The 12,283-nt window shown below is 28.6% G+C and carries 11 protein-coding genes and 1 riboswitch; of the genes, 1 reads left to right on the plus strand and 10 read right to left on the minus strand.

The annotated features are described in order from the left end of the window. Positions 1 to 57: 57 nt before the first annotated feature. The 8 genes from KEC93_RS20280 to KEC93_RS20315 all read right to left on the minus strand — a co-directional run bounded on the left by KEC93_RS20280 (position 58) and on the right by KEC93_RS20315 (position 7,826). The gene (locus KEC93_RS20280) at positions 58 to 1,413 is read right to left on the minus strand and encodes an APC family permease (RefSeq protein ID WP_077868418.1); all 1,356 of its coding nucleotides are present in this window, start codon (positions 1,411 to 1,413) and stop codon (positions 58 to 60) included. Positions 1,414 to 1,523: 110 nt separating this feature from the next. After that, positions 1,524 to 2,984 (minus strand): ArnT family glycosyltransferase, encoded by a 1,461-nt coding sequence (locus tag KEC93_RS20285; protein ID WP_077868417.1) that lies wholly within the window; start codon positions 2,982 to 2,984, stop codon positions 1,524 to 1,526. A gap of 265 nt (positions 2,985 to 3,249) precedes the next feature. Beyond that, positions 3,250 to 3,549 (minus strand): anti sigma factor C-terminal domain-containing protein, encoded by a 300-nt coding sequence (locus KEC93_RS26965; RefSeq protein ID WP_338422882.1) that lies wholly within the window; start codon positions 3,547 to 3,549, stop codon positions 3,250 to 3,252. Beyond that, positions 3,536 to 4,402: a radical SAM protein gene (locus KEC93_RS20295; protein ID WP_077868416.1), complete on the minus strand. Its 867-nt coding sequence runs from the start codon at positions 4,400 to 4,402 to the stop codon at positions 3,536 to 3,538. Before KEC93_RS20295 ends, KEC93_RS26965 begins: the two co-directional genes overlap by 14 nt. A 251-nt stretch (positions 4,403 to 4,653) precedes the next feature. Continuing rightward, positions 4,654 to 5,640 carry a 3-oxoacyl-[acyl-carrier-protein] synthase III C-terminal domain-containing protein gene (locus tag KEC93_RS20300; RefSeq protein ID WP_077868415.1) on the minus strand — a complete coding sequence of 329 codons (987 nt, stop codon included), beginning with the start codon at positions 5,638 to 5,640 and terminating at the stop codon, positions 4,654 to 4,656. Positions 5,641 to 5,693: 53 nt separating this feature from the next. Continuing rightward, positions 5,694 to 6,026, minus strand: coding sequence for a hypothetical protein (locus KEC93_RS20305; protein WP_077838789.1), 333 nt, complete (start codon positions 6,024 to 6,026; stop codon positions 5,694 to 5,696). Positions 6,027 to 6,166: 140 nt separating this feature from the next. Continuing rightward, positions 6,167 to 6,254: riboswitch (cyclic di-GMP riboswitch) on the minus strand. Between the two features lie 111 nt (positions 6,255 to 6,365). Continuing rightward, positions 6,366 to 7,331 (minus strand): aromatic acid exporter family protein, encoded by a 966-nt coding sequence (locus tag KEC93_RS20310; RefSeq protein WP_077845102.1) that lies wholly within the window; start codon positions 7,329 to 7,331, stop codon positions 6,366 to 6,368. A gap of 330 nt (positions 7,332 to 7,661) precedes the next feature. After that, positions 7,662 to 7,826, minus strand: coding sequence for a hypothetical protein (locus tag KEC93_RS20315; RefSeq protein WP_172462689.1), 165 nt, complete (start codon positions 7,824 to 7,826; stop codon positions 7,662 to 7,664). A 428-nt stretch (positions 7,827 to 8,254) separates the two neighbouring features. Here KEC93_RS20315 and KEC93_RS20320 point away from each other — a divergent pair, with 428 nt between their 5' ends. Then, positions 8,255 to 9,595, plus strand: a complete 1,341-nt coding sequence (locus KEC93_RS20320) for an aminotransferase-like domain-containing protein (RefSeq protein ID WP_238892695.1) — start codon at positions 8,255 to 8,257, stop codon at positions 9,593 to 9,595. Between the two features lie 55 nt (positions 9,596 to 9,650). On the opposite strand, the gene KEC93_RS20325 is transcribed toward KEC93_RS20320, so the two are convergent. Both KEC93_RS20325 and chbG read right to left on the minus strand, forming a co-directional pair. Then, positions 9,651 to 10,964 carry a 6-phospho-beta-glucosidase gene (locus KEC93_RS20325; protein ID WP_077845099.1) on the minus strand — a complete coding sequence of 438 codons (1,314 nt, stop codon included), beginning with the start codon at positions 10,962 to 10,964 and terminating at the stop codon, positions 9,651 to 9,653. Positions 10,965 to 11,390: 426 nt separating this feature from the next. Next, positions 11,391 to 12,128: a chitin disaccharide deacetylase gene (chbG, locus tag KEC93_RS20330; protein WP_077845098.1), complete on the minus strand. Its 738-nt coding sequence runs from the start codon at positions 12,126 to 12,128 to the stop codon at positions 11,391 to 11,393. Positions 12,129 to 12,283 lie beyond the last annotated feature (155 nt).

A 12,283-nucleotide genomic window follows, 5' to 3' on the forward strand; every position in this document is an offset into this window, starting at 1 on the left:
AAAAAATACAGACTAAGCGATTGATTTTAATTACTTAGTCTGTATTGCAATATAATATTAATCTCTTTTATATTTTTTTCTTATATAAAAATAAACTGGAAGACCTATTAAAGTTATTCCTATTCCATATATTGCACTTAATGAATCTGTTATAAAAGTACTTATTAATATGTACAGCCCACCAACTATTCCGATCAATGGAACAATTGGATATAAAGGAACTTTGTATGAAGTTTTTAATTCTTTATGTTTACGTCTCAATATAAAAATCCCACATACGCACATAACAAAAAATATCCACATTACAAACACAGCCAAGTTTGTAAGTTTGTCAAAAGATCCACTTAATACATATAAACTTGCTAGTAATACTTCAAAAGCAAATGTATTTATAGGAGTCTCAAATTTTTCATTGATTTTCCCAAAAAATTTAGGAAAAGGGAAAAGATTATCCTGAGCCATAGCAAAAGGAATTCTAACACCTGTCATTAGATACCCATTTAGCGCTCCAAAAATAGAAATCATTATGCCTACCGCGATTAAAGCCGCTCCCATATTTCCAAACAATATTACCGCTGCATCTGAAGCTGGCTTGGAAGAAAGTACTACATCGTTAACTGGCATTATATTTATTATCGCTACATTAATTAATATATACACTATTATTATTGCTATTAATCCCATTATTATTGACTTTGGGAGATCTTTTTCTGGATTTTTAAGCTCCCCAGCCATATTTCCTACGCTAATCCATCCGTCATAGGCCCATAAAGTACCAAGTATTGCAGCTCCAAATCCTGCTGCTCCTGATGTATTTGATGAGAATACCGTAGTCGAGAAATCATGAGCTGTACCATTTATTAATCCAAATATAACAATAAAAATTATCGGAACAAGCTTACCAATTGTAGAAATTACTTGTACCTTCCCGCCAAGTCTTGATGATAGAACATTTAAAGCCATTACAAAAAATAGAATGCATATAGCGAATATTTTCTGCAGCATTGGTGTTAAATCTGGAATAAAATAAGTTGCTTGAGTAACAAAAACTATTGATAATGCAGCTGCCACCCCTGGCACATAGATTAAAGTCTGCATCCAACCAAACAAAAATGCCCATTTTTCACTATATAATTCTTTAATATAAACAAAGACTCCCCCTGTCTTAGGAATTGCTACAGCAATTTCAGCAACTGTTAAAGCTGAAGCTATAGTTATACATCCACCAATCAGCCAAGCCATTATTCCCAGAGTTGGTGTCCCTGCATTTTTAAATACTGTTGACGCCTTAAAGAAAATTCCTGACCCTATAACTACCCCTATAACTATAGTAATAGCTTCAATAAGTCCTATTTCTTTTTTTAAACCTTTAGGAATAACATTTTCTTTATTCTTTTGAGTTGACTCATTCATGCTAATCATCTCCTGACTCAATTTTAAATTTTTATATATAATATTAAACAAAACACTTTTTCTATTGTATAATTCGTAATGAATTTCGTCAACAAAAAACCATAATTATATTATTTTGCAAAAATATAGGCCTCATCATTTTCGAGTATAGCTTTTAAATTATCTTTTTCATTTCCAAGTGAGTCCAAATCTTCTTTTTTAATAAATAATAATGTTTTATCTTCATTATCTTTCAAAAATCCTTCTATGCCACCTTCTAATGGAGTCAAATCTGCATAAAGTTCGCTATCCAGCCAATAGCTTTGCTCAAAATGATTTACATATATTTTTTCTCCGCGATATTCTGGTAAGTTTCCGATTTCCTGAATAAGCTCTTGACTCAAGTCCTCTTTTGGATTTGAAATTCTAGTTACTATAACTTCTTCACTTTTATATATCGATAATATAATCATAGCAACCAATACTATTTGTGTAGCAAAATTTCTATTACGCTCTTTTAATATAAAACTTGATGCATATCCTATCCATATTGCTGCGGCAGGATATATCGGTAAAACATACCATGAAATTTTCGTTTTTGAAATAGTATATAATATAAACGGAATAATCATCGACAGCCATATTATCAAATTGCAATTTATTAGTTTCCTGTCTGTAATATATCTATGCGCTATAGTCAAATATGTCATGCTAACAGCTACAAATACAAGATTCCAGTAAAAATATGACCATTGCAAATGTTCAATGTAGTAACACTTTCCTCCAATATGTCCTTCTAAAGGTCTTGATGTTCTTGCCATCAAATCAAATTCTATCATGGTCTTAAAAAAAGCTATTCCATCATTGGCATATCTCAAGATTGCCCATATAAGAATCGGAAAAGATGCACTCAATACAAATGTCAAAATTTGTTTTAATGTTAATTTAAATAAATTTTTACTAAATATTAAATATAGTATTCCTATAAAAAAGATATTACCTGCATGAAAACTTTTAGTTAAAAAAGCTGCTGAAAATGATAATCCAAATACATATATCCATTTAATACTCCTTTCCATTAAAATTAAAGACATTACCGATATTGTAAAAAATAAAACGTATATGGCATCTGCATCTCCGGTTCTTGCACAATGCTCTGTAATAAATGGTATTGTTGTTGTTAGAACAGTTGTCGCAATCAGAGCTGTCAATCTCCCATATATATTCAAACTAAAAATTGCTACAAGTACTATAGTTATTATTGCTGCAAATGCAGAAAATACCCTTAGCCCCAAAGCATTAAATCCTGCAAATTTATATCCCATAGCTATTGCCCAAAAGCTTATTGGCGGTTTTAAATTCCAATAATCATTTTTATAAGCATATGTATTTACTATATAATTGCTATTTTTTATCATCTCATAAGCGCTAACACCATGTCGTGCCTCATCCCAGCTGTATATAGGAATGACACCTAAATTGTAAAATATATTAAAGGAGGCAACTAACAATATAGCTATTAATATAATGTAATAACATTTTTCAACAAGCCCTATAATATTATCAATTAACTTTGTTCTAAACATGCTCATACTTTGCCTCCCTGTAATATACTTAATATTTTAATTTCATAAAATCATTTACTATATTAACCTTAGCTTGAAAAATATATACATTCTTAAAAATGTGAATCAGCCTTTTCCATAATTTACACTTACAAGGAGCACAATGTCCTCAGATTTCATTACAATATAAACTACTAGAGGATAAAAAAAGTAACTTTCAGTCTAGAACCAAAAGTTACTTTTATAGTCAACTATTGCATTATTACTGCTAAAATTAAATTTTTCCCTTTAATTAATATTTATCAACCACAGTGCCTAAGACAGCATGTTTTATAATAGGATTATTCTCGATTGCCTTTAGTTCTTTTGGTCTTCCAACCACTACAGCTCCAATTATTCTAATATCATTCTCATCAATATTTTTGATATACCGAGTCTCCCCTATATCCTTTAACTGCTTAATCGCTGCCCTAAAGTTTTGTATTCTACCGTCTGTATCACTTCTAAACTCTCCTGCTCCATCAATGGATTTTATCCCAATAACATCAAATGCTGGATTATTAACTTCAATTGTTTGCTTACAATCTTCTATATTCCTCTTGTTTTATTTGATTAGTTTTTAAATCGTAGTTAATTTGATTAAGCAATTTTTCTTTATCTTCTGGTAAACTTCCTCTTAGAGAAACATAATTTGATGCGTGATTGCATCTAAATGTAACTGATTCATTGACATTAATATGTTGTATTAATATCCCTATCTCATTTAATATTTCTCTATCACTTAGAAGTTTAAATTCTTTCTTTAATATTTTATTATACAAATCCGTTTCTTCTTCAACCATAAGAGTTAATACGCCTAAATAATTTGGAGCCATATCGCTTATTAATTTGCCTGTTTTGATTGCATGAATATCGCTCTTTTCAATGCCACCAACTCCAGCTATAACTGTTACTGATAGTAAGATATCAGCATTTTTAACTATTCTAGCAGCATCAATTATCTCGTTACTACTCACTCCTTTATTTATATCGTTTAAAACCTCATCGCTTCCACTTTCAACGCCCATATATATCATATATAAGCCTAAATCTTTAAGTTCTTTCAACTCTTGATGAGTTTTACCTAATATTGATTTGGGTGTCCCGTAAAGAGTTACCCTCCTACATTCAGAAAATGTATTTCTTATAAGCGTTAATATTTCTTTTAATTTTTCCGTTGGAATTATTAATGCATCGCCATCTGCCAAAAATATTTTTTCTACATGCGAATACATTTCTCTAAAGTAATTTACATCTGTTTTGATATCTTCGAAAGATTTTATTGTAAATTTTTTAGATTTATACATATTACAAAAATTACACTTATTATGAGAACACCCTAAAGTTACTTGTATTATAAGACTATTACTTTCACTTGGAGGTCTATATAGTGGATAATCGTACATTATCAAACCATCTCCCCTGTTATTCTTTAATTAATATAGTATTTTTTAAATTCTAACGCTATCTCTATATATTTTTCTACTTCATTAAATCATCTATAAGCATTTATTCTTAAATTAGTGATATTCTAATATATATTTATCTGAAGTATATTTACTTACTTGCATTTCATATAATAGCATCAAACTCATAAATATAACCTTCTATAGATTTTACTACAGAAGGTTATATTTATGAAGTGCGTTTTCTAATACTAATATTTATATAACATAACTATACTCTGAGAACCAGATCCAATAGTCCAGAAAATTACATAGTCCCCTCTCTTAACTTTACCTTCCTTTATCGATTCATACAATGCTATGAAAGGGCTAGTAGTTCCAGTATATCCATATTTATTCCCTATATATATACTCTTATCTTCTCCTATATCTAAAAGTTGTCTTATATTTTTTATATTTATAAACGCAAACTGAGAAAAGCAGAACATTTTAATGTCTTCATTTTCTAAGCCATTTTTCTTCAGCATCTTTTTAGCAATCTCTGCTGCTGGATAAACACATGCCCCACCATCGAATGGCAACCATTTCAAATAAAGCTCACCTACATCATTTGATTTGAAGAAATTAGAGAATCCTTTACTTGGATACATAATATTATGACTTTCCTCTGTGTTTATATAATATTCTGCATCAACTATTCCACACTCTTCTTCAACTTTTTCCAAAATCATTGCACATGCAGCATGTCCATAATTTCCATAGCAAAGCTCATTATTGGGATCAGCTAACGAATCGACATCATCACAACCAATAATCAATGCTCTTTTAGCTCGCTTTGACGATTCTAAATAATTTGATATATTCTCTAAGGCGACAGTCATACCAGCACAATTTGCATTCATATCAAAACACATTACATTTCTTCCCGCATTTAATTCCTTATGTATTAAAATAGATGTTGCTGGTGCTACATATTCAGATAATATAGATGAATATACTAGCACATCTATGTCACTACCTGTCAAGTTAGCTTTATCTAATGCTGATTTTGCTACTTTTACTGCTAGAGATAAAGTTGTCTCCTGTTCATTAAACATAAAGCGTTTATCTCTACCCATTACATCTACCAATAAATGTTCTACATCCTTATCTTGTTTTTCAAAATGTTTTATATAAATATCATTTGAAACAACTTTAGATGCATGACAAATATCAATGCAACTTAATCTTATTCCCATAATAATCTCCTAGCTAATGTAATTAAATTTAATATTATAAATTATGTATTGTTTTAAATTATTTCAATTCCCAATCCAGTGTTCCTACTTATTCTTGATAATTGCATCTTTAAAGTTATATTACTACCAACATTTGCTATAACCTTTACAAACTTGCAAGCCTTGTACATTTGAAAACATCCTTCTAACATCGGTAACATTTCTTGTCTTGAAACGTTTAACTCTCTTGCGTCAAAATTTAATACATATTCTGAAGTTTGTATAGGAGATAGTTCTTTTCTAAAATCTTCAACAAAACTATTAGCATCGTCTGGTTCAAACATTCCCCATATCCTTATATTAATCTCCTTTTTTGCTTTGTCCAAAGACAACTGATACTTTTTCATTTACTACACCTAACCTTTCTTTATTTAAATTCTTATCATATACACATATTTCAATGATTTTCTATTAAAATAAAAAGGTGCCTATTAATTATTAATAGGCACCAAAAATAAACAAATGACTAATGTTTATATAACTACATTTTGGCAACCTGGCAATCATTGAAAATAAATTTCTTTAGACCCATAGCTTTGCGGCCCTGCCTTTCGGCAAGTGTGCTATTATCAATGCATATGATATGCATAATTTTACACTTATTTTTGATAAATTTCAATATTTATACTAATATTTTTACCATTAATGGCATTAAAACTAATTTTAGTAAGTTATATTTATAATCTCTACCTATTTTGAAAAGATTCTTTAAATTCTTTCTTAATAACTAAGAAATCTTCTAAATCATTCAAAAACTGAAATAGCAACGCTCTGTTTTCAAATTCGTTTCGATTCTTAGGTAAATCCATTTTTTCATAATCTTTTCTAAGTAAATTTAGTTTATTTATAAGCTCTACACAATCATTATCTTCCTTTAGATTCATTGCAACTTCATTTGTAAATTCTGATAATATTCTAGTTTGATCATAAGTCATATAAAATCTCGAAAAATGCCTCTTCATTCTTTTCATTGTATCTAGCTGTATTATTCTCATCTCTATATAACTCAAATAATAATCATTTTTTTTAAATAAACGATTATTATTTATTATCTGTGCCATAAATTTAGACTTATTAATTAATTCCTCAACATTCACTGATATTTGTTTTTCATAAATTGGTACAGCCTGAGTAACAAGGCTTACTGCCATATCTGATAATATAGCTCTATAATAATCTTCTATTCTTTCTTTATTCTTTTCAAATTGTTCTTCTAATGACGCAGTATATAGATTAAACATCATTGCTACTCCAATTCCTATTACAGTTAATTGTGCTTCGTTTATAATCCATGAAATATTTATATTTGTGCTTGTAAGTAAATGTGTTGATAATACAGATCCAACTACCATTCCTTCCTCTATTTTTAAGATTGTTGTCGTTTGTATAAATATAATTAAAAATAATCCAAATATGATTGGGTTATTTCCAAGTAATAAATATAGCATAAACGACAAAAGAATGGCTAATGCAGATGCAATTATTCTTCTTCCTGCAACTAATAAAGATTCTTTTTTTGTATCTTGAATGCTTAGTATTGCAATAATTCCTGAAGTCACTCCGAATTGTAAACCAATATAATTTGATATAATAATCGCTATTGTAGCTGATAGTGCCATTTTAAGAGTTTTAGATTGTAAATATTTTATCATTTTTACTTTCTCCTACCATGCTTAAATTCTTATTCATTATATAATCTTCACTTTTGCATGTAGCTTGCCTTTCATATGTATCTTAACTAAATAACGCTTTTTGCACACGTGTTCCAGATTTATAATGAAATATATACCTCCTTCATTGAGATTATAAGAGGCATATATTTCATTACCTAGAAACTCTTTTCAACTTTTTATTTTCATACATTTTATAATCAGCTTTCCTTAACAGCTCCTCTAAATTATCTGCTTCACTCAGCTTATAGCTAGTTGATGCAAAACTTATTTCTAGTTTATATGTTTTACCATCTGAATCTTCTATTATTTTTAATCTTTATTGATTATCCTAGAATAGCTCATTTCATTATTTATATTACATTGAACTATTATCTGGCTTAGTAATAATGCAAAAATAATTATGCACAATGCTAATATATATCTCTTTCTTATAGTTTTTATAACTCTAGTATATCTAACTGAATTCTTCTCCATTATTTTCTCCTAAGCTACTAATATTAAATAGTTTATTTTTAAACAAGTCCATCTTACTTCTTATCTATATATAATTTACTAATTATTTTTACTGTACATTGTCTGCCTTCTCTGATTTCTAACTTCAACATTTTATTTAAATATGTTCTGTTTTAACAAGAAAATTATAACATATTCTTTCATTAAAATATCGAATTTTTAGACTTAATTAGAGTAAATATATTGATATATATAATTATTAATATAAAATGTGACATTGTAGAATTTTTCCTACTATAATACTAAAATTATTTTTAAATAAACCTATCATTCAATATTTGAAAATAACAATTATATACTATAATCTCTAATAGCCATTTAGAGATTATTTATAAAATTATCTACATATGTTAAACTAATTTTATAAAAATTTAGGGAGGATTAAATTGTTGAAGATATACGAACAAATTTCATACGACATAAAACAAAAAATAATCCTTGATCAAATGTCTCAAGGTGCTAAACTACCATCACTCACCTCCCTCTGCAAGGAATACAAATGCAGTAAAGGAACTGTGATTAAAGCCTACAATAACCTATGTAATGAACATATAGTTTACTCTTCACCTCAGAGTGGATTTTACGTTGCTGATAACCTTGTACGATTTGGCACAAATCAAGCTAATATTTATGATCTATCAACTGGTAACTCTTTGGTTAGCAATATTCCAATAAAGGATATTCAGCATTGCTTAAACTCAGCTCTGGAGCTCCACAGCAACATGTCTCTAAACATGGATTTAGAAGGCCTTCCTTCTTTACGTGAACTGTTAACTGATTTACTTATGAGAGATGATATATATTCTAAAAGTAAAAATTTAATTCTATCCCAAGGTATTCTGCAAGTATTAACTCTTTTTTCAAAGATGGAATTTCCAAATGGCAATGATACTATACTTATCGAAGATCCTTCTTATACTTATTATATAAACTTTTTAAAGTATGAGAATATGAAAGTTAGAACTATAAAAAGAGACGAGAATGGAATTAATTTATATGAACTTGAAGAAATATTTAAAAACCAAAGTATTAAATTCTTTTACACGATTCCTAGAAATCATAACCCTTTAGGCACTTATTATTCATTAAATCAAAGAAAAGCAATAATGAAGCTTGCCCATACTTACAATGTATATGTTATCGAAGATGATTATTTTTCAGATTTAAGTACCTTGTCAAGATATTCACCTATTTATTATTATTCGGATTTTAGAAATTGTATATATCTTAGAAGCTTTTCTAAGACAATACCTTATATAAGAATTGGTGTAGCTATAATCCCTGATGATTTAATTAATAGCTTTAAGGAATGGATGAAATACTCATATTATTTTTCATATTATATGCCATCATTGGTTTCTCAAGCAACACTTGAATCATATATAAAAAGCTCTATATATAATAAGCATGTAGCCATTCTTTCTAGCAATTTAAAGGACACTTTACAATTATTTAGGAAAATAACTTCTGCTTGGGATTCAAATTTAGTTAATATACTTGGCGGAAGTTCTGGTTATTATTCTACTATAAGATTAGCTCCTCATATCGACTGTAATAAATTATTAGACAATTTAAAAAATAAAAATATTCTTCTAGCCCATAATTCGGCCTCATACTACAATACAGAGAATTTTGACAATAGTCTAAGACTCAGTATTGCTAGAATTAATTCTACTGATTTGAAATTAGCATTAAATATTATTTATGATGAAATATTAAAATTATCATAAATACAATAATAAAAGATCTAAGGGTCATATTCTTTCCCTTAAATCTTTTATAATATTAAGCAAATTGTGGTAAATAATCTTTATGTGCCTCTAGTAATTCATCCAATAATATTTTCGCTATTTTCTCTGATGGAATTAATGGATTAATAGTTAATGCAAGAAGTGCTTTATTATAATCCCCTTCAACTGCTGCTTCAACCACTAAACGTTCAAATGATTTTATTGTTTGAACCAATCCATTCACACTTACTGGTAATTTCCCCATAGCAATAGGTTTAGGCCCATCCTTAGTTATAATACATGAAATCTCAACTGCTGAGTCATTCTCTATTCCTTCAATAGCCCCATTGTTTTTAGTATTAACTGGTTGAATATCTCCCTTGTTGTTATAAATAGAGTTAATTAATCTGCAAGCTGCATCTGAATAATATGCTCCTCCTCTCTTTTCCAATTGCGGTGGCTTAATATCTAAATTTTCATCTTTGTATAGTTCAAATAAATCATTTTCTAATCTCTTAACTACTTCTGCTCTAGTTTCTCCCTTAGAAAATTCTTTTAATTCTTCTTCAAGCATATCTGCTGTTTGAAAGTAATACCTATGATATGGGCATGGCATCATTCTAAGAGCTTTAATAAATTCTGGGTTCCACTCTAAATCTTGAATATTTTTTACAATTGACCCCAGTTTACCTTCTGCTAGTGAGTCTATTACTTTATCTGTAATTTTTTCACCATCTAAATAAATTTCTCTACCAAATACCATATGATTCAATCCCATGAAATCCATAGTAATTCTGCTATGCTCTACTTCAAGCATGTCCGCTACTGCTTTTTCCATGCCAATTGGAACATTACATAATCCAATAATCTTTTTATTCTTTCCATATCTAAGAAGAGCTTCTGTTACCATTCCTGCAGGATTTGTAAAATTTACAAGCCATGCATTTGGACATAGCTCTGACATATCTTTATCTATATCTAAAATTACAGGTATTGTTCTTAGTGCTTTAAACATACCTCCAGCACCATTGGTTTCTTGTCCTATTACTCCATGGCTTAATGGTATTCTTTCATCCTGAATCCTAGCATCTAACAGACCAACTCTTAATTGTGTAGTTACAAAATCCGCATCCTTTAATGCTTCTCTTCTGTTTAAAGTTAAATGAATTTCCATAGGTACACCAGCTTTTTTAACCATTCTTTTAGCTAATTTCCCTACGATATTTAATTTTTCTTTTCCGCTTTCAATATCAACTAGCCATAATTCCCTTACCGGAAGTTCATTATATCTTTTTATAAACCCTTCCACTAATTCTGGAGTATAGCTCGATCCCCCACCAATTGTTACTATTTTAATTCCTTTTTCCATCAGATATCCTCCTATATATTATAAAATATAAGCATAATCATTTTTAAATTTTGATTTAATAATTTAAGTATTTGTTTATATTGGTATACTTTTTTTTTATTCTTTAAGTAATTTATTTAGATACTCTTATAGGAAATTTCCTCTTCTATACTTTATATAAAAATTGTATTTTCTCTTATTTTCATAAAATTATAACAGATCTGTTTTCTATATCGTAACTCAATATAATCCCCTATTCAATAATATAAAAACACAACTGTGCTAGTACAGTTGTGTTTTTATTAAATTCAGAAGCACTTTAATAGCAAAATACTATTTATCAATATATTTAATAATATCTTTACCAAAAACCTTAACCATTATTTCCAAATAATTGTAACCTTTAAATGTATTGCTTCATATATAAGAATCATTTTTAAATTTTAGTTATATACCTCTAAAATTTATTAATTCAATGTTTTTTTCGTTAATAAACTGTATTACTTCTTTATTAGTTAATGTTTCTAATTCCTTTACTCTTGGGTATGCATATGAACTACTACTAATAATCTTAGAATCAAGATACCCTGGATGGCACATAATTTCTAAAGAATCTACATTAATATTATCTTCCAAAATGTTTATTAACATTTTGGGTTCAATCATAGAAATATTATAAAAACTATCAACAAACTTAGTTGTTGTTTTAATACTTTCATACTTTTCTTCTCTAATTGCCTTAATATGCCTAACTGGTATATTATACTCCTTTGCCAACTCAGCAACTACCTCAAAAACACTCTCAATAGAATGTACATGATGATGTGTATCTATATGTGTTGGAACTATCCCAAGAGATAAAAACTTTTCAAATTGTTTTCTAAATTCCCTTCGTATATCTTCAATACACGCTGACTCAACAATATTATCATATTTTAAAAAATTCCCTTCATTATCAACTAAGGTTTTCACGTTCTTTGATAATGGTCTGCCTGCGGTAAGAACCAGGTGAATTCCTACACCTAATTTAGGATTTTCTTTTGCCAAATTAACCGCATGTTCCGTTGTCTCCATATTACACATTAATGTGGTAGATGTTACTATTCCATTTTTGAATCCTTCAATTATACCTAAATTAATTGCTTTTGAAATACCAAAATCATCTGCATTCATTATTAATCTCATATCTTTCTCTACTCCTTATATTTAATGTTTTAGTCTAATAGAAATATATTTATAATACCATAATAATCCACATTATTTTTATCAGCAATAGCTCTAGATAATAATCACATTATACGTATCTCTTATTTTAAGTCAGGATATATTTCATGTTATAA

It is taken from the genome of Clostridium beijerinckii (assembly GCF_018223745.1).
Lineage (GTDB): Bacteria > Bacillota > Clostridia > Clostridiales > Clostridiaceae > Clostridium > Clostridium beijerinckii.

What these genes read in the sequence shown, in the direction of transcription:
- chbG (WP_077845098.1), bottom strand. Translation starts at nt 12,128, where the DNA reads ATGAGATTAATAATGAATGCAGATGATTTTGGTATTTCAAAAGCAATT.
- KEC93_RS20315 (WP_172462689.1), bottom strand. Translation starts at nt 7,826, where the DNA reads ATGGAGAAGAATTCAGTTAGATATACTAGAGTTATAAAAACTATAAGA.
- KEC93_RS20305 (WP_077838789.1), bottom strand. Translation starts at nt 6,026, where the DNA reads ATGAAAAAGTATCAGTTGTCTTTGGACAAAGCAAAAAAGGAGATTAAT.
- KEC93_RS20295 (WP_077868416.1), bottom strand. Translation starts at nt 4,402, where the DNA reads ATGTACGATTATCCACTATATAGACCTCCAAGTGAAAGTAATAGTCTT.
- KEC93_RS20280 (WP_077868418.1), bottom strand. Translation starts at nt 1,413, where the DNA reads ATGAATGAGTCAACTCAAAAGAATAAAGAAAATGTTATTCCTAAAGGT.
- KEC93_RS20310 (WP_077845102.1), bottom strand. Translation starts at nt 7,331, where the DNA reads ATGATAAAATATTTACAATCTAAAACTCTTAAAATGGCACTATCAGCT.
- KEC93_RS20325 (WP_077845099.1), bottom strand. Translation starts at nt 10,964, where the DNA reads ATGGAAAAAGGAATTAAAATAGTAACAATTGGTGGGGGATCGAGCTAT.
- KEC93_RS20300 (WP_077868415.1), bottom strand. Translation starts at nt 5,640, where the DNA reads ATGGGAATAAGATTAAGTTGCATTGATATTTGTCATGCATCTAAAGTT.
- KEC93_RS20285 (WP_077868417.1), bottom strand. Translation starts at nt 2,984, where the DNA reads ATGAGCATGTTTAGAACAAAGTTAATTGATAATATTATAGGGCTTGTT.